This window comes from Flavobacterium chungbukense (assembly GCF_020805785.1).
GTDB lineage: Bacteria > Bacteroidota > Bacteroidia > Flavobacteriales > Flavobacteriaceae > Flavobacterium > Flavobacterium chungbukense.
Genome location: NZ_JAJGZV010000004.1, coordinates 301,299 through 318,035, shown reverse-complemented (window position 1 = coordinate 318,035; position 16,737 = coordinate 301,299). Strand labels below are relative to the sequence as shown.

At 32.6% G+C, this 16,737-nt stretch carries 19 protein-coding genes; 15 read left to right on the top strand and 4 right to left on the bottom strand.

Annotated features, from left to right (window positions below; all coding sequences use genetic code 11):
- Positions 1-30: 30 nt before the first annotated feature.
- Positions 31-690, bottom strand: coding sequence for a CBS domain-containing protein (locus LL966_RS15365; protein ID WP_229354483.1), 660 nt, complete (start codon positions 688-690; stop codon positions 31-33).
- Positions 691-807: 117 nt separating this feature from the next.
- On the opposite strand from LL966_RS15365, the gene LL966_RS15360 reads away from it, so the two are divergent.
- The 7 genes from LL966_RS15360 (at position 808) to LL966_RS15330 (ending at position 7,331) form a co-directional block, all read left to right on the top strand.
- Positions 808-1,521 (top strand): pyridoxine 5'-phosphate synthase, encoded by a 714-nt coding sequence (locus LL966_RS15360; RefSeq protein WP_229354482.1) that lies wholly within the window; start codon positions 808-810, stop codon positions 1,519-1,521.
- A gap of 23 nt (positions 1,522-1,544) precedes the next feature.
- Positions 1,545-2,309 carry an alpha/beta fold hydrolase gene (locus LL966_RS15355; protein ID WP_229354481.1) on the top strand — a complete coding sequence of 255 codons (765 nt, stop codon included), beginning with the start codon at positions 1,545-1,547 and terminating at the stop codon, positions 2,307-2,309.
- Positions 2,310-2,363: 54 nt separating this feature from the next.
- Positions 2,364-2,708 carry a phage holin family protein gene (locus LL966_RS15350; RefSeq protein ID WP_229354480.1) on the top strand — a complete coding sequence of 115 codons (345 nt, stop codon included), beginning with the start codon at positions 2,364-2,366 and terminating at the stop codon, positions 2,706-2,708.
- Between the two features lie 113 nt (positions 2,709-2,821).
- On the top strand, positions 2,822-4,144 hold the full coding sequence (locus LL966_RS15345) for a trigger factor (protein WP_229354479.1): 1,323 nt from the start codon (positions 2,822-2,824) through the stop codon (positions 4,142-4,144).
- Between the two features lie 329 nt (positions 4,145-4,473).
- A complete protein-coding gene (gene clpP / locus LL966_RS15340) occupies positions 4,474-5,148 on the top strand; it encodes an ATP-dependent Clp endopeptidase proteolytic subunit ClpP (RefSeq protein ID WP_229354478.1) in 675 nt (224 codons plus the stop codon).
- A gap of 179 nt (positions 5,149-5,327) precedes the next feature.
- Positions 5,328-6,560, top strand: coding sequence for an ATP-dependent Clp protease ATP-binding subunit ClpX (clpX, locus tag LL966_RS15335; protein ID WP_229354477.1), 1,233 nt, complete (start codon positions 5,328-5,330; stop codon positions 6,558-6,560).
- A gap of 129 nt (positions 6,561-6,689) precedes the next feature.
- The gene (locus tag LL966_RS15330) at positions 6,690-7,331 is read left to right on the top strand and encodes a murein L,D-transpeptidase catalytic domain-containing protein (RefSeq protein ID WP_229354476.1); all 642 of its coding nucleotides are present in this window, start codon (positions 6,690-6,692) and stop codon (positions 7,329-7,331) included.
- Positions 7,332-7,358: 27 nt separating this feature from the next.
- On the opposite strand, the gene LL966_RS15325 is transcribed toward LL966_RS15330, so the two are convergent.
- Entirely contained in the window at positions 7,359-8,324 is a 966-nt protein-coding gene (locus LL966_RS15325; protein WP_229354474.1) for a GlxA family transcriptional regulator, read from the bottom strand.
- Between the two features lie 141 nt (positions 8,325-8,465).
- Between LL966_RS15325 and LL966_RS15320 the strand changes: the two genes are divergently transcribed.
- From LL966_RS15320 to serB, 6 genes are all read left to right on the top strand, one after another.
- On the top strand, positions 8,466-8,876 hold the full coding sequence (locus tag LL966_RS15320) for a VOC family protein (RefSeq protein WP_229354473.1): 411 nt from the start codon (positions 8,466-8,468) through the stop codon (positions 8,874-8,876).
- Between the two features lie 38 nt (positions 8,877-8,914).
- A complete protein-coding gene (locus tag LL966_RS15315) occupies positions 8,915-9,319 on the top strand; it encodes an SRPBCC family protein (RefSeq protein ID WP_229354471.1) in 405 nt (134 codons plus the stop codon).
- Positions 9,320-9,443: 124 nt separating this feature from the next.
- Positions 9,444-9,854, top strand: a complete 411-nt coding sequence (locus LL966_RS15310; RefSeq protein ID WP_229354469.1) for a VOC family protein — start codon at positions 9,444-9,446, stop codon at positions 9,852-9,854.
- A 1-nt stretch (position 9,855) separates the two neighbouring features.
- A complete protein-coding gene (locus tag LL966_RS15305; protein WP_229354467.1) occupies positions 9,856-10,293 on the top strand; it encodes an SRPBCC family protein in 438 nt (145 codons plus the stop codon).
- A 48-nt stretch (positions 10,294-10,341) separates the two neighbouring features.
- A complete protein-coding gene (locus LL966_RS15300; protein ID WP_229354465.1) occupies positions 10,342-10,782 on the top strand; it encodes a VOC family protein in 441 nt (146 codons plus the stop codon).
- 150 nt (positions 10,783-10,932) lie between these two features.
- A complete protein-coding gene (gene serB, locus LL966_RS15295) occupies positions 10,933-12,162 on the top strand; it encodes a phosphoserine phosphatase SerB (RefSeq protein WP_229354463.1) in 1,230 nt (409 codons plus the stop codon).
- A gap of 467 nt (positions 12,163-12,629) precedes the next feature.
- On the opposite strand, the gene LL966_RS15290 is transcribed toward serB, so the two are convergent.
- Both LL966_RS15290 and LL966_RS15285 read right to left on the bottom strand, forming a co-directional pair.
- Positions 12,630-12,872, bottom strand: coding sequence for a redox-active disulfide protein 2 (locus LL966_RS15290; protein ID WP_229354462.1), 243 nt, complete (start codon positions 12,870-12,872; stop codon positions 12,630-12,632).
- A gap of 20 nt (positions 12,873-12,892) precedes the next feature.
- Positions 12,893-14,404: a GH3 auxin-responsive promoter family protein gene (locus tag LL966_RS15285; RefSeq protein ID WP_229354461.1), complete on the bottom strand. Its 1,512-nt coding sequence runs from the start codon at positions 14,402-14,404 to the stop codon at positions 12,893-12,895.
- 240 nt (positions 14,405-14,644) lie between these two features.
- Between LL966_RS15285 and LL966_RS15280 the strand changes: the two genes are divergently transcribed.
- The gene (locus LL966_RS15280; protein WP_229354460.1) at positions 14,645-15,439 is read left to right on the top strand and encodes a DUF2797 domain-containing protein; all 795 of its coding nucleotides are present in this window, start codon (positions 14,645-14,647) and stop codon (positions 15,437-15,439) included.
- A 166-nt stretch (positions 15,440-15,605) separates the two neighbouring features.
- Complete coding sequence (locus tag LL966_RS15275; protein WP_229354459.1) at positions 15,606-16,652, top strand: glycosyltransferase family 9 protein; 1,047 nt, start codon at positions 15,606-15,608, stop codon at positions 16,650-16,652.
- Positions 16,653-16,737: the final 85 nt, after the last annotated feature.

Sequence of the window (16,737 nt, the reverse complement as noted above, 5' to 3'; positions counted from 1 at the left end):
TCTAATTGACATATGAACTAATTATCTAATTTATATATTCAGGTATTTGTCTAAATAATCTGAACGTTCTTTTAAACTATTAATATAGTTGTCTTCCTGATGTTCTGAAATAATTTCATATCCATATCTTCTATAGGTCTGAATAATTTCATTTATAGCTCCTAAACCGATTTTTACAGTTATCTGAACATTTTCGGTGTCTGCTTCAGATACAAAACAGCCTAAAACTTTACCATTATTGCTTTCTACAATCTGGTTTACTTCGCTCATAGAATAATCTAAAAGACCTTTCTGAACAATTATAATAGCTCCAGGTTCTTTTAAAAATGGAGTTTCCTGAAAAAATTTCATGATGTCTTCCATTTCGTAGTATCCTACATAAATATTATTTTCGTCAAGAACCGGAATTGTATTGGTATGGTTTTTTGAGAAAACCTCCAAAACGTCTAGCCAAATCATAGATTTTCTAGCAAAAAAACGTTCCAAAGTGTATTTGTAGTCAATTGCTTTTTTGTCGATATCAAATGTTTCAACATCATCAGAAGAAATACTTCCAATAAAAATCCCATCTTCTAAAATCGGGAAATGAGAAAAATTTACATCAATAAAAAAGTCCTGAATCGAGGCTATCGTTTCCTGACTATCAATCGCTCTGAAATCGTTTGTGATATAGTTCGTAATTTCTGTCATAAATCAATTGAAGATATTTAGATGCAAAATAATCAAAAAATACCGAAAACTGCTCTGTTTTACTTTGTATTTTTGTCGTAACAAATATAATGTTACTAGAATTAATTATCTATTTATATGACAAAGTTAAGTGTAAATATCAATAAAATTGCAACCCTTAGAAATGCTCGCGGAGGAAATGTCCCTGATTTATTAAAAGTAGCTAAAGATATTCAGCGTTTTGGAGGACAAGGTATCACCATACATCCACGTCCAGATGAACGCCATATTCGTTATCAGGATGCTCGCGATTTAAAAGCAATTGTTACAACAGAATATAATATTGAAGGAAATCCTCAGCATAATTTTATTGATTTGGTTTTAGAATGCAAACCAGATCAGGTAACATTGGTTCCAGATGCAATTGGTGCAATCACATCTTCTGCAGGTTGGGATACCATTAAAAATCAAGAATATTTAACAGAAGTAATTCAGGAATTTCAAAGAAACGGAATCAGAACTTCTATTTTTGTTGATCCAGTTTTAGAAGTTATTGAAGGAGCAAAAAAAACAGGAACGGACCGAATTGAGTTGTATACCGAAGCCTTTGCCCATCAATATGATTTAGGGAATAAAAATGGAATTGATCCTTATATAAAGGCTGCTGAGTTGGCAAACGAATTAGGTTTAGGAATTAATGCAGGCCATGATTTAAGTTTAGATAATATTCAGTTTTTTAAGCAAAATATTCCTGGACTATTAGAAGTATCAATAGGGCATGCTTTAATTTCAGAAGCACTTTATCTTGGTTTAGACAATGTGGTAAATATGTATTTAAATAAATTGAAGTAATTCTTCGGACTAAAAAATAAAATATGCTTTATTCAAAAATAGAAGGTGAAGGAAAGCCATTTGTCATCATGCATGGATTTCTTGGAATGTCGGACAACTGGAAAACACTAGCAGGTCAATATGTAGAAGCTGGGTTTCAAGTTCATATTTTAGATTTAAGAAATCACGGGCGCAGTTTTCATTCTGACGAATGGAGTTATGAAGCTATGGTTCAAGATGTATATGAGTATTGTCAGGCGAATAATTTAACTAGAATTGATATTCTTGGTCATTCGATGGGAGGAAAAGTAGCCATGCTTTTTGCAACTACACATCCAGAATTAGTTGATAAATTAATTGTGGCAGATATTGGTCCAAAATTCTATAAACAGCATCATCAGGAAATTTTGTCAGGATTGAACGCTGTTGATTTTTCTGTAAAACCAAGTCGAAATGATGTTGAAGAAATAGTATCACAGTATGTTTCTGATTTTGGAACACGTCAGTTTTTGTTGAAGAATTTATACTGGAAAGAGCCAGGGCAATTAGCTTTTAGATTTAACCTTGAAGCTTTTAACGCTAATTTAGATGCAATTGGAAAGCCCTTGCCAGACAATTTAGTTTTTGATAAGCCAACTTTATTTATAAGAGGCGGAAATTCTGGTTATGTTCAAGATGCTGATATTGATTCAATTCGTCAACATTTTCCAAATTTAAAATTAGAAACCATTCCAAATGCTGGTCATTGGCTCCATGCAGAAAATCCAAAAATGTTCTTCGAGCTCACAACAGAGTTTTTAAAAGAATAAGTACCTTATTGAAAAATTTATTACTTTTAAATAAATTTTAAAACCTGAAAAACTATGAAATTATTACTTAGACTCCTTGTTACCGCTGCTTTAGTTCTGTTGCTGTCTAACCTTTTAACTGGGGTTCACGTGGCAAGTTTTGGTACTGCAGTAATTGTGGCAGTAGTTTTAGGATTACTGAATATTTTTATAAAACCAATTTTAGTGTTGTTAACCTTACCGGTTACCTTTGTAACGCTTGGATTGTTTTTGTTGGTAATCAATGCCATAATTATTTTGTTATGTACTAAAATCGTTGGAGGTTTTGAGGTCAATTCTTTCTGGACGGCATTGATTTTTAGTGTTATTTTGTCGGTTCTACAATCTATTACCTATAAAATACTGGGAGACGATAAATAAAACAAATGGAGCAGATTAAAACTGGTTCAAATACAATAGATTAAAAACTTGGTTGGGTTGCAAAAATTTTATAATTTTGCGACCCAATTTTATTATGTAAATTAAAGAAGAAGATGGATATTAAAAGAGTAGCAATAGACGCTGTAAACGAGACAATTGTTATGAACGTTGTTCATATGGATTATAAAGGTCAAGTAGCCAAAAGAATTAACGAAAAAATGCCTTTAGCGCAAGTAAAAGGATTTAGAAAAGGCGCTGTGCCTAAAGATCTTGTTGAAAAACAATACGGAAAAGGTATTAAACAAGAAGAGATTAAAAAAGTAGTTGATTTGGCTTTAGAGCGTTATATTCAATCTGAAAGATTAAATCTTTTAGGAACTCCTCTTGCTAAAGTAAACGAAAACTTTGATTGGGATGCTGAAGAATTAACTTTCGAATACGAAATTGGTTTAGTGCCAAACTTCGAAATTGATCTTGAAGCTAAAAATAATATCGTAAAATATATCGTTACTGCTGACGATAAATTAATCGACGGACAAGTTGAGCGTATCCAAAAACAATTTGGTAAAGCAATTCCTCAAGAAGTATCTGATGCAAAATCTGACTTAACTGGAACTTTTTCTAACGAAGCAAGCGGAATCAATAATACAACTACAATTTCTGTAGATGCATTTAGCAAAAAAGCTCAAAAACAATTCGTAGGTAAAAAAGTTGGAGATGTTGTTACAGTAAGCACAAAAGGTTTATTTGATGACGATCACCAATTAATGGATTACTTAAAAGTAGGTCACGAAGGTGTTCACGGTTTAGATGTTGAAGTAAACTTTACTATCGAAGCAATTAACGGTTCTGAGCCAGCTGAATTAAACCAAGAATTATTTGATAAACTTTTTGGTGAAGGAAAAGTAGCTTCTTTAGATGATTTAAAAGCTAAAATTAAAGAAGATGCTGAAGCACAATTCGCACAGCAAGCTGACCAAAAATTATTATTAGATGTTCAAGATTTCTTGATCGAAAACACTAAATTCGATTTACCAGCTGAATTCCTTAAAAAATGGCTACAAACTGTTGGAGAGAAAAAACTTTCTGCAGAAGAAGCTGAAGTTGAATACGCAAGATCTGAAAAAGGTTTACGTTTCCAATTAATCGAAGGAAAAGCATTAGCTCAAAGCAATATTCAAATTAATTTTGAAGATTTAAAAGAGTTTACATCAGGCGCAATCAGACAACAAATGGCTCAATTTGGTCAAACAAATCCAACTGAAGAAGAAGTTCAAGGAATTGTGGCTAGAGTTTTATCTAATCAAGATGAAGTAAAAAGACTTTCTGAGCAAGTTGTAGCAGCTAAAATGTTAGATATTTTCAAAGAAAAAGCAAACCCTACAACTAAAGAGGTTACTTACGAAGAATTTATTGCTGCTTCTTACGGAGAATAAATTTTAATCTGAAAGTCTAAGGTTATAAAGTCGAAAGTTTAAGAAGTATACTTTTTAAAAATTAAGATTTTATTACAGAAACTGAAAGATAAAAATAATTATATTTGAACGTCAATGGATTTTTATTCTGTTGACGTTCTTTTTTTTTGTTTTAGGTTCAAATTGGGAAACGTTTCGTAATAAAAAAAACTTAGAATCTTAGTGCCTTAGAATCTTGGCATCTTAAAAAAAAGAAGACAAATTGGCATCCTTTATAAAAAGGTATGAACTTTGTCTTATCCGTTTAAGTCACTTGCTGACTTTAGACTTTTCAACTTTAAACTAAAAATATGAACTACGGTAAAGAATTCAAAAATTTTGCTACAAAGCACCACGGAGTAAATAGCTTATATTATGATAAAATCATCAGCGCAATGACGCCGACGAATTTAACTCCAAATATTATCGAAGAACGTCAATTAAATGTTTCAATCTTAGACGTTTTCTCAAGATTAATGATGGATAGAATCATCTTTTTAGGAACTGGTATCGATGACCAGATTGCAAATGTTGTACAGGCGCAGTTATTATTCTTAGAAAGTGCAGATGCATCAAAAGACATTCAGATTTATTTAAACTCTCCAGGAGGAAGTGTTTATGCAGGTTTAGGAATTTACGATACTATGCAATATATTAAACCAGACGTTGCTACAATTTGTACAGGAATGGCAGCTTCTATGGGGGCAGTTTTATTATGTGCAGGAGCAGCAGGAAAACGTTCTGCTCTACCACATTCTCGCGTAATGATTCACCAGCCATCTGGAGGTGCACAAGGTGTTGCGACAGATATGGAAATCAACTTACGTGAAATGTTGAAACTAAAAGACGAGTTATACCATATTATTTCACAACATTCTGGCCAGTCTTTCGAAAGAGTTCACAAAGACAGTGAGCGTGATTACTGGATGATTGCTGACGAAGCAAAAGAATACGGAATGATTGATGAAGTATTAAGAAGAGGATAATTTTTTAGCTTCTAAGTTGCTAAGACACTATCCCAAAGCTTCGGGACTAAGTGTTCTTTGTGATTTTAAAATCAAATAAAAAATAAAAATATTAAGCTGTAAAGAAGTTAAGTTTTTAAGTTTTAGATTAAAAAGCTTAGAAACTTAGTATCTTTGCAGCTTAGTAACTTAAATAAAGAATGGCAAAAGTAGTATTAGAATGTTCGTTTTGTGGAAGAAAGAAGCCAGAAACTAATTTATTAATTGCAGGTATCAATGCCCATATTTGTGATAAGTGTATTGAGCAGGCGCACGGAATTGTTTTAGAAGAATTAAAATCTAGCGGAAGCACAAAATTGGTTGGTGACTTAATCTTGAAGAAGCCAAAAGAAATTAGAGCTTTCCTAGATCAATATGTTATTGGTCAGGATCAGACTAAAAAAGTGATGTCGGTTGCGGTTTACAATCACTACAAACGTTTAATGCAACAGCAGTTAGACGACGAAGTTGAGATTGAAAAAAGTAACATCATCATGGTTGGTCAAACCGGAACAGGAAAAACATTGGTAGCAAAAACTATTGCTAAAATGTTAGATGTTCCTTTAGCAATTGTTGATGCAACAGTATTAACAGAAGCAGGTTATGTTGGAGAAGATGTTGAAAGTATCTTAACTCGTTTGCTTCAAGCTGCAGATTATGACGTAGCTAAAGCAGAAAGAGGAATCGTATTTATTGATGAAATTGATAAAATTGCTCGTAAAAGCGATAATCCATCAATTACACGTGACGTTTCTGGAGAAGGAGTTCAACAAGCTTTACTTAAATTATTAGAAGGAACAGTTGTAAATGTACCGCCAAAAGGAGGACGTAAACATCCAGACCAGAAATTTGTTGAGGTAAATACTCAAAACATCTTGTTTATTGCAGGTGGAGCTTTTGATGGAGTTGAGCGTATTATTTCAAAACGTTTAAACCGTCAGGCAGTTGGTTATTCGACTTCTAAAAATGTAGATAATATTGACAAAGACAATTTACTGCAATATATCATTCCAAAAGATATTAAAGATTTCGGATTGATTCCAGAGATTATTGGTCGTTTGCCAGTGTTAACGCACATGGATCCTTTAGATAAAGAAACACTTCGTGCTATCTTAACGCAACCTAAAAATGCATTAGTAAAACAATATCAAAAATTATTTTTAATGGATGATGTTGAATTTGTTATTACAGACGAAGCTTTAGATTTTATTGTAGATAAAGCTTTAGAATACAAATTAGGAGCGCGTGGATTACGTTCGTTATGTGAAGCTATCTTAACAGATGCAATGTACGAATTACCAAGTTCTGACGATACAACTTTGTCAATTGATAAAGAATACGCAGAACATACTTTGAGTAAAAACTTATTGAAGCGTATGGAGATTGCTTCTTAAATTATAAAACGCTTTACTTTGTAAAAGAGTTTTAATTATAGAAAACCTATTCATTATTTGAATAGGTTTTTTTATACTTTTTAAGTTCGATTTTCGTTTCTCTTTTATGTAAATGTAAACATGAAAAAAATGATTTTTATAATTTGTCTGTCTCTGATTTTTTCTTGTAATAAAGAAAAAAAAGAAGCTGATGTTTTTAAAAATGAAAATAAAAAAGAAATAGTTTCAACAGCAGATTCCCGTGTAGAAATCAATTACAATGACTATTATAAAGAAGCACAACAATACTGCAAAACAAAAAATCTCAATCTGAATAAATTTATTTTAATTGATTTAGGATTGCATTCCGGTTATAAAAGATTTTTTGTTTACGATTTTAAAAAGAAAGCGGTTTGTAAATCCTATATGGTAAGCCACGGTTGTGGCGATAATCAATGGGGAAGAACTTCATCAAAAGAAAAACCACAGATTAGTAACGAATTTGATTCGCATTGTTCGTCGCTTGGAAAATATGTGATTTTAGATCGCGGTGTAAGTCAGTGGGGAATAAAAGTTAATTATGTTTTGCAGGGAAAAGACAAAACAAATTCTAATGCTAGAAGCCGTGCCATTGTTTTGCACTCTTGGGATGCAATTCCAAATAATGAAGTTTATCCTGAAGGAACTCCAGAAGGTTGGGGTTGTCCGGCTGTTTCAAATGAAGCAATGAAAGAAATTGATGAATTACTGAAAACCAACAAAAAAATGCTGATGTGGGTTATTAAATCCTAAGTGTTTTCTGCGTCACTACAGTAAAAATTATTGCACTCTAAATTTCTCTCTATATTCAATTGGTTTCATGCCAACCATTTTGTAAAAGACTTTTCTAAAAGCTTTCGGATCATTGTAACCTGTTTTTTCGATAATTTCTGAAATCGAAAGTTGTGTTTGTTCCAAATATTTCTTGGAACTTTCAACTCTTATATTTTGTAGATATTCAATTGGCGGAATTCCTGTCACTTGTTTAAAACGTCTTGTCATGTTTCTGGCGCTCGTCGGAATGTCTTTAGTAATTTCTTCAAGCTTTTCTATAGAATGATACTGGCTTTCAATTTTTTGCTGCAGCATAGCAACTAGAGAATCATTGTGTAAGTGATTGGGTCTGAAAGTGCTGAAATAGCTTTGTTTATAACGATTTAAATCGATAGAGAAAATTTTAGCAATATTAACTGCCATTTCGTTTCCACAGAATTTTTGAACCAAAAGAATCAATAAATGAAAAGTTGAGGTTGATCCTCCGCTGGTATATAAGCTTCCATCGGCTGTCAAGGTTTCCTCAGCTTTCAATTTTACCAACGGAAATGCCTTTGTAAAAGCACTGCAAGCATCGACATGTGTTGTGGCTAATTTTTCGTTCAACAAACCAGAAGCGGCAAACAAAAAAGCTCCAGTACAAAAACTTGCCAATTCGGCTCCGTTTTGATGCTGCTTTTGCAACCATGGAATGAAGTTTCTGTTTTTTTTAATCATTTCTCCCATATTATCAGTTGTAAAAGCTGGGATCAAAATCAGGTCTAAAATAATATCTGAAGTTTCAACATGGTTAGAAGTGTAACCAAAAATATTTCCCTGATCAGACTGTTCTTTGGATTGAAAAAGCATGATTTCGAATGGTTTTTCAGTTCCAGAACTCAATTTATTGGTAGTTTCGAATACTTCTAAAATAGCTGCAATACTTAATAATTTGTAGTCGTGAGGCACTATTAATCCTAATTTCTTGCTCATGATTTTGATTGTTTTTGAAGGTTTATTGCCTAACAAAAATAAGTATTTTGTCTCAAATGCCCCTAAAAATGACTTTTATTAGCATTTTAAACTAATCTTAAAAAATTAAATTTGTTTTAATTAATTCGTAATTTTATAAAGATGAAAACAAAAATCTTCTTAAATCTTGCCGTAAAAGATTTAAACAAGGCAGTGTCTTTTTACAACGGACTTGGTTTTTCGACCAATCCAAAATTCACAAACGAAAAGGGAGCTTGCATAGTTATTGACGAAAATATATTTGTAATGATTTTGGTAGAAGAGTTTTATAAAACCTTTACCTATAAGCAGATTTGTGATTCTACCACAACAAGTGAAGTTCTTATTTCAATTTCTCTAGATTCTCGTGAACAAGTTGATGAAATGATTGATAAAGCAGTAAAAACTGGTGGAACAGATTACATTCCTGCAAAAGATTATGGATGGATGTATCAAAGAACTTTTCTTGATTTAGATGGACATCATTGGGAAGTCTTCTATATGAATGAAAGTCAGATTCCAAATGAGATGTAAAAATTAAATTCAATACTAAATTATTAAAAGATATAAAAATGATAACAATAAAAAGCACCATAAAGGCATCGCTAGACAAAGTTTGGAATTTCTGGAATACGCCTGAACATATTACAAAATGGAGTTTTGCTTCACCAGATTGGCATACGCCTTATGCAGAAGCTGATTTAAGAGAAGGAGGAAAATTCAAATCGACTATGGCGGCTAAGGACGGCAGCATGAGTTTTGACTTTGAAGGCGAATTTACTTTGGTAAAACCAAATGAAGCGCTTTCGTACGTTATGGCAGACGGAAGAAAGGTTGAAATTACTTTTAATGAAACTTCGGGCGGAGTGGAAATAATTGAAAGTTTTGATCCAGAATCGCAAAATCCAGAAGAAATGCAACGCGCAGGCTGGCAAGCGATTTTAGATAATTTTAAAAATTACGTAGAGAATAACTAAGATTCTAAGGTGCAAAGAAACAAAGTGACAAAGGTTAAAAGATTAAAAACTTAAAATAGCTTACATTACTTATATGGTTTAAAAAAGAAAAAAATAAATATCTAACCCAACAAAAAAACAAAAAATGACAAAGCAAATATGGTTGAATCTTCCTGTAAAGGATGTGGCAAAAGCGAAAGATTTTTTCTGGAAAATTGGTTTTTCGTTTAATGAACAGCATGACACGCCAAGTTCGACGTGCATGGTTGTAGGCGAAGGGCATTTTGTTGTAATGCTTTTTGAGGAAATGCTTTTTTCGAGTTTTTCTCAAAACGGTCTTACTGATACAAAATCTAACTCTGAACTACTGATTTCTATTGATGCAGAAAACAGAGAAGAAGTAGACGAATTGGCTAAAAAAGTGGAGGAAGCCGGCGGAACTATTTTTGCACCTCCTGCCGAAAGTCAAGGCTGGATGTACGGTTGCGGTTTTGCCGATTTGGATGGTCATCGTTGGAATGTTTTATTTATGGACTTTAGTAAATTACCGAGTTAAGATGGAAAAATTAGTATTCAATATTGATATTAAAGCTTCTAAAGAAAAGATTTGGAAAGTTTTATGGGATGACGAAACATACAGAAAGTGGACAAGTGCTTTTTGTGAAGGGAGCTACGTTGAAACGAATTGGAAAGAAGGAGATAAAATTTATTTTTTAGGCCCGACAGGAGAAGGAATGAATAGTATTATTGAAACTAAAATTCCAAATGAGTACATGGCATTTAAGCATATGGGTGAAATTAAAGATTTTAAAGAAGTTCCGCCAAATGAAGAAACGCAGAAATGGGTGGGAGCAATGGAAACCTATAGACTGACTCAAAAAGGAGATGAGATAGATCTTCAAGCAGAAGTTGATGTAATTGAAAAACATATCGACTATTTCAAAGAAGCGTTTCCTAAAGGGCTGGAAAAAATTAAAGAATTGTCTGAAGAATAGAATACGAAGGCATTAACAATTTATAATCAACAATTAACAATTAAAAAAATGGCAGCAATTAATCCTTATTTAATGTTTAACGGAACTTGCGAAGAGGCATTTTTGTTTTACAAGTCAGTTTTTGGTGGAGATTTTCCATACATTGGAAAATATAAAGATGCACCCGCAGAAGAAGGAGAAGTACTTTCTGAGGAAGCGTTAAATCGAATTATGCATGTTTCGCTTCCTATTGGAAATACTATTTTAATGGGAAGTGACAGTCATCCGAGATACGGAGATGTAGGTTTTGGAGATAATTTTTCAATTTCCATTAATACAGAAAGCAGAGAAGAAGCAGATAAAATCTTTAGTGGACTTTCGGCTGGAGGACATGTAGAGATGGCAATGAACGATACTTTCTGGGGATCTTATTTCGGCATGTTTAAAGACAAATTCGGAGTGAACTGGATGGTAAGTTTTGATAAAAACCCGCCAGTAGGAGAATTTTAAAGTTAAGTTATTTTAATACTAAAGTATAATTGTTAAATTACTCAAAAAAGCACATGAAAATGTGCTTTTTCGTTTTAAAAAAACAATGATTATTCTTTTTTATCAACAATAGATTGTCGATTTTTGTCGCTTCAAAATTCAAGAAAGAAAATGGCAGCAGAAGATAAAGAAATAATTTTATTAAAAGTTTCAGGACACGATAAAATTGGAGTTACAGCAGGTTTAACAGCTGTTTTGGCAACATACGATGCCAATATATTAGATATTGGTCAAGCCGATATTCATGATACACTTTCTTTAGGAATTTTGTTCGAAATTGCCGCAGGTTCTTCGTCAGCGCCAGTTTTAAAAGATTTATTGTTTAAAGCCTACGAATTAGAAATAAAAGTAAAATTTATTCCGATTTCTATTGAAGATTATGAAAAGTGGGTAAAATCACAATCTAAACAACGTTACATCATCAATATTTTAGGCGAAAAGTTGGCGGCTTCTCAACTGTCTGCAGTGACCCAAATAATGTCAGATCAAAATCTAAATATTGATTCGATTATTCGTTTAACGGGAAGAACTTCTGTTGTTGATAAAGAAGAATATCCTCGCTCTTGTATTCAATTGTCTGTAACTGGAGAAATTGTAAACAAAATTATTATGACAGCAAGCTTTATGGAAATTTCCAGAACGCTTAATGTTGACATTTCTTTCCAAGAAGATAATATTTATAGAAGAAACCGCCGTTTGGTTTGCTTTGATATGGATTCAACTTTAATCCAAACTGAGGTAATCGACGAATTGGCAGAATTGAATGGAGTAGGAGAACAAGTTAGAGCAATTACAGAATCTGCTATGAATGGTGAAATTGATTTCAACGAAAGTTTCAAAAAACGTATGGCTTTGCTTGAAGGTTTAAGCGAAGAAGTTTTGCAAAATGTTGCCATCAATTTGCCAATTACGCAAGGCGCACATCGTTTAATGAAAGCCTTAAAATATTACGGTTATAAAACCGCAATTCTTTCAGGAGGATTTACCTATTTTGGAGAATACTTGCAAAAAGAACTAGGAATAGATTACGTTCACGCCAATCAGCTGGAAATTATAGACGGTAAATTAACCGGTAAATATTTAGGTGATATTGTAGACGGTCAGAAAAAAGCAGAATACTTAAAAGCAATTGCCGAAAAAGAAGGAATTCACATCAACCAAACCATCGCAGTTGGAGACGGCGCAAACGATTTGCCAATGCTAAACTTAGCTGGTCTTGGAATCGCCTTCCACGCCAAACCAAAAGTAAAAGAAAGCGCTTCAACGTCTATCTCAAGTTTAGGTCTTGATGGTGTTCTATATCTTTTAGGATACCACGACAGATATATTGATATGATGTAAAATCTAGTTTGTCACCCTGAGCGAAGTCGAAGAGTTCAACACAATATTGTCATTTCGACGAAGGAGAAATCTCCACAAGAAACTCGACAATCAAAATAAAAACAAAAACCTCCGTCTTTTAAAAGAGCTGAGGTTTTTTTTATGGGCATGTCCCTCCGGGTCGGGCTATCCGTTCCAATCTTTTTGTTTTTAAAGAAAAAACAAAAAGGATTTCCACTTCTATCCCTCATGCGAGTTTAGTGGAATTATCTATTCCAAAAGAAAAATGAAATTTAAAAAGAAGTTTTAATTGAATTGCCTCCTGCTTTAGCTGGAGGAAAATTGATTGAAATTGATTTTCGGCTTTAGCCAAATTAACAATCAAAGCGAATTTTATCTAAAGCCAACAGCAATTGTATTTATAACCACTAGCTAAAGCTAGAGGCAATTCAAGTTGTGAATCGTTTTATTTCAGTAAATTTTAATTGCTATTTCCTCGATTCCAATTCCTTCTTAATCTCCTTTAAATTACTAATATTCAAAAATAGAATAGGTAACAAAGCAATCGGAACAACATTCATAGCACTAAAACCTTTGTTGAAAACAATGAAAATATTGAGAGCAAAAAGCATAAATAACACCACAGCAAAAATAGTATTAACTGTTTTCAATGTTTTCTGATTTTTAATGAGTTCTTCGGTACTCATATCGCTGAATTTTGTATTCTTCATGTTTCTAATAATATAATAAATTAACACATTTCCTTCAATTGCTCCAAATAATCTCTCTGATTAGAAAGTCTTGGAATCTTATGCTGACCGCCTAATTTATCTCTTTCTTTCAACCAATCATAAAATAAATTCTCACGCGCAACATTAATCACCAAAGGATTTAAAGTCATATTATTGTAGCGCTTAGCTTCGTAATCAGAATTTAAAGTTTGTAGCGTTTCGTCCAGAACTTTTTGGAAAAGACCAACATCGGCAGGATGTTTCTTAAATTCAATCATCCATTCGTGTGCACCTTTTTCCTTGTCTTGCATAAAAATTGGAGCAACCGTGTAATCAATTACTTCTGTTTGAGTTACCTGACATGCTTTTGCAATTGCCTGATCGGTATTTTCCACCATTAATTCTTCACCAAAAACATTGATATGATGTTTGGTTCTTCCTGTGACTCTAATTCGATACGGATTTAAAGATGTAAAACGAACCGTATCACCAATTAAATAACGCCATAAACCAGAATTGGTTGTAATAACAATTGCGTAGTTTTTATTTAATTCAACATCTGCTAAACGAACAACTTTTTGATTAGGAGTTCCATAAGTATCCATCGGAATAAATTCGTAGAAAATTCCATAGTCTAGCATCAGCAATAAATCACTGGAGTAGTTCAAATCCTGGATGGCAAAAAAACCTTCAGAAGCATTGTAAATTTCGTAGTATTTAAAATCTGAACTTGGTAGAATTTTTTTGTATTGTTCTTTGTATGGAGAAAAACTTACACCTCCATGAAAATACACCTCAAGATTTGGCCAAAGTTCCAATAAATTTTGTTTGCCTGTATTTTCTAAAACCTTATTCATTAAAACTAGCATCCAAGAAGGAACACCGGCAAAACTCGTAACGTTTTCATTTTTAGTTTCGTTAATAATTGCGGCCATTTTAGTTTCCCATTCGCTCATTAACGAAGTTTTACTGCTTGGGGTACTGCTAAATTCGGCCCAAATAGGCATATTTTCAATTAAAATTGCCGATAAATCCCCAAAGAAAGTATTGTTGTTTTCGTAAATTTGAGAACTTCCGCCCAATCGAAGACTTTTTCCTAAAAACAATTCAGAATCTTCATTGTTGTTCAAATAAAGACATAATAAATCTTTACTTCCTTTATAATGACAATCTTCTAAGGCTTCATTACTTACAGGAATAAATTTGCTTTTTGCATTGGTTGTGCCACTAGATTTTGCAAACCATTTAATTGGAGTCTCCCAAAAAACGTTTTGTTCGCCCAAACGCGTACGTTCTATAAGTGGCTGTAGTTCTTCATAAGTTGATATTGGAACTCTTTCTGAAAATGTCTGATAGGAGTTGATGCTGGCAAAATCATATTGTTTACCAATAATCGTATTTTCAGATGCCGTCAATAAGTTGTGCAATAATTCTTCCTGAACTTCATTTGGGTATTTTAAAAAAAGTTCTATTTGATGAATTCTTTGTTTAAGAACCCAAGATGCAAACGAATTGATTATAGATAAAGGCATGAATTTGTTTTTTAGTTAACTGATTTTAGGTTTTAAGTTACGCAATTAACGTAAAAACAGAAAACTTAAAATTTGAATATCGAGAGACAAATAGTAACTTTGTCTTCATATCAAAAATAGTGTTTTTTTGTAAAAAACCATTCGATTTGAGGTAAAGATTCTAACTAATAACCCGAATTTTAACACAAAAAAATAATTCTTTTGATAAATCTAAATCAGCAATAATAAATAAAAATACGAATGCAATATCAAGGTGTCCTGACAAAAATGCAAACCGAACTTGGAAGTCCAATTCAATATTATTTGGTTTTCGAAGATAGTTTTTTAAATGTCAATCAATTATTGGATAAAGAAATTGAAATTAACTTTATAGGTTATCAGTGTTTGAATTGCAGTAAAAAGAAAAAAATCTACCGACAAGGTTTTTGTTACGATTGTTTTTACTCTAGTCCCGCGGTTGGTGACTGGATTATGCGACCAGAATTGAGTACGGCACATTTAGGAGTTGCTGATAGAGATTTAGAATACGAATCTAAAGTCCAATTGCAACCACACGTTGTTTATCTGGCTTTATCAAGTGAAATCAAAGTTGGGGTTACCCGTAAAACCCAAGTTCCGACGAGATGGATTGACCAAGGAGCAACACAGGCCATTGCAATTGTTGAGGTTCCAAATCGATATTTGGCTGGAATTACTGAGGTAGCGCTAAAAGATCATTATGCAGATAAAACCAATTGGCGCAAAATGTTGCAATGTACGGCTGAAGGTTGTGATTTAATTCTTGAGAAATCAAAAGTGGAGAATTTAATTCCTGCTGAGGTTAAAGATTATTTTTACGCTCAAAAAAATGATGTTTATGAGCTAAATTATCCTGTTTTGAGTTATCCTCCAAAAGTAAATAGTTTAAATTTGGATAAAACACCTTCTTTCAGCGGAAAACTAACTGGAATTAAAGGGCAATACTTATTGTTTGAAAATGGTACTGTATTTAATGTGCGTGGTTCTGAAGGGTACGTTGTAACGATAAATGTGTAAGGTTTTATTATTAAATTGTTATCTTTTTTTAGATTAAAATTATTTTAATTTAAAAATTACAATTTATTTGATCGTTTTGTGTTAATTAATTGATGAAATAATTATAGCTTTGGTATGCTAAAGCAAATTAACGTTTCAAAAACAATTAGTACAAAACAAATACCACATGAGTAGCAAAAAAAAAGTCAACGCTTTTAGGCGTTCTCTAATGCAGAGTTTAACCAAGAATGTTGGAAATTTAGACATTAGAAATATTGAGCCAATTGATAAAAGCAAGATTAAAAAAGTTCTGATCTGCAGACCAAACGGAAGATTGGGAAATATGCTTTTGATTACTCCATTGGTTGAAGAAGTAACTAAAACTTTTCCTGGATGTAAAATTGATGTGTTTGTAAAAGGCACTCTTGCGCCAATTGTTTTTGAAAACTACGATAATGTAGATAAGATTATTCATCTTCCTAAAAAACCTTTTAAAGAATTAATAAAGTACTTTAAAGTTTGGACTTTAATTAGAAAACAAAATTATGATCTCGCCATAAATGTAGATCAGAATTCTTCATCCGGAAGACTTGGCGTAAAATTTTCAACTGCAAAATATAAATTTTTCGGAAATCTGCCTGAAGGAGTTAATTTAAATCATTCAGATTACGAACACATTGCAAAATATCCAGTTTACAATTTCAGACATTTTTTAAGTCAGGTTGGAGTTGAAGATAAAAGTGAACCTGTTGCGCTAATTGATTTGAAATTATCAAAAGACGAAATAGCAAACGGAAAGCAAACTCTAGATAAAATTATTGATCCGAACAAAAGAACAATTGCAATTTTTACCTTTGCTACAGGAGAGAAATGCTACAGTACTGATTGGTGGGCAGAATTTTATACCGTTTTGAAAAACGAATTTCCAGACGAGAATATTTTTGAAGTTTTACCAGTAGAAAATGTTTCTCAAATCAATTTTGAAGCGCCTACTTTTTATAGTAAAGATATTAGAGAAATTGGATCTGTTTTAGCCAATGTAGATGTTTTTGTTGGAGCAGACAGTGGCATTATGCATTTGTCAAGTGCTGCAAAAGCGCCTACATTAGGTTTGTTTTCTGGTTCGAATATGAAAAAATATGAGCCTTACGGAAACGGAAGTTTGGGTTTAGATACAAACGTTTTAGGTGTTCCAGATTTTATAAAAGCAATAAAAAAAGTTCTAAAAAAGTAGAATTACGATATATAAAAAAGAAAATCCTGTTCTTACGAACAGGATTTTTTATGATAATAAAACCTTAGCGCCTCAGTCCCTTAGA

What these genes read in the sequence shown, in the direction of transcription:
- LL966_RS15320 (WP_229354473.1), top strand. Translation starts at nt 8,466, where the DNA reads ATGAAAACAAAAATCTTCTTAAATCTTGCCGTAAAAGATTTAAACAAG.
- LL966_RS15290 (WP_229354462.1), bottom strand. Translation starts at nt 12,872, where the DNA reads ATGAAGAATACAAAATTCAGCGATATGAGTACCGAAGAACTCATTAAA.
- LL966_RS15285 (WP_229354461.1), bottom strand. Translation starts at nt 14,404, where the DNA reads ATGCCTTTATCTATAATCAATTCGTTTGCATCTTGGGTTCTTAAACAA.
- LL966_RS15305 (WP_229354467.1), top strand. Translation starts at nt 9,856, where the DNA reads ATGGAAAAATTAGTATTCAATATTGATATTAAAGCTTCTAAAGAAAAG.
- LL966_RS15280 (WP_229354460.1), top strand. Translation starts at nt 14,645, where the DNA reads ATGCAATATCAAGGTGTCCTGACAAAAATGCAAACCGAACTTGGAAGT.
- LL966_RS15315 (WP_229354471.1), top strand. Translation starts at nt 8,915, where the DNA reads ATGATAACAATAAAAAGCACCATAAAGGCATCGCTAGACAAAGTTTGG.
- clpX (WP_229354477.1), top strand. Translation starts at nt 5,328, where the DNA reads ATGGCAAAAGTAGTATTAGAATGTTCGTTTTGTGGAAGAAAGAAGCCA.
- LL966_RS15275 (WP_229354459.1), top strand. Translation starts at nt 15,606, where the DNA reads ATGAGTAGCAAAAAAAAAGTCAACGCTTTTAGGCGTTCTCTAATGCAG.
- LL966_RS15350 (WP_229354480.1), top strand. Translation starts at nt 2,364, where the DNA reads ATGAAATTATTACTTAGACTCCTTGTTACCGCTGCTTTAGTTCTGTTG.
- LL966_RS15325 (WP_229354474.1), bottom strand. Translation starts at nt 8,324, where the DNA reads ATGAGCAAGAAATTAGGATTAATAGTGCCTCACGACTACAAATTATTA.
- LL966_RS15355 (WP_229354481.1), top strand. Translation starts at nt 1,545, where the DNA reads ATGCTTTATTCAAAAATAGAAGGTGAAGGAAAGCCATTTGTCATCATG.
- LL966_RS15345 (WP_229354479.1), top strand. Translation starts at nt 2,822, where the DNA reads ATGGATATTAAAAGAGTAGCAATAGACGCTGTAAACGAGACAATTGTT.
- LL966_RS15360 (WP_229354482.1), top strand. Translation starts at nt 808, where the DNA reads ATGACAAAGTTAAGTGTAAATATCAATAAAATTGCAACCCTTAGAAAT.
- LL966_RS15330 (WP_229354476.1), top strand. Translation starts at nt 6,690, where the DNA reads ATGATTTTTATAATTTGTCTGTCTCTGATTTTTTCTTGTAATAAAGAA.
- LL966_RS15365 (WP_229354483.1), bottom strand. Translation starts at nt 690, where the DNA reads ATGACAGAAATTACGAACTATATCACAAACGATTTCAGAGCGATTGAT.
- serB (WP_229354463.1), top strand. Translation starts at nt 10,933, where the DNA reads ATGGCAGCAGAAGATAAAGAAATAATTTTATTAAAAGTTTCAGGACAC.
- clpP (WP_229354478.1), top strand. Translation starts at nt 4,474, where the DNA reads ATGAACTACGGTAAAGAATTCAAAAATTTTGCTACAAAGCACCACGGA.
- LL966_RS15300 (WP_229354465.1), top strand. Translation starts at nt 10,342, where the DNA reads ATGGCAGCAATTAATCCTTATTTAATGTTTAACGGAACTTGCGAAGAG.
- LL966_RS15310 (WP_229354469.1), top strand. Translation starts at nt 9,444, where the DNA reads ATGACAAAGCAAATATGGTTGAATCTTCCTGTAAAGGATGTGGCAAAA.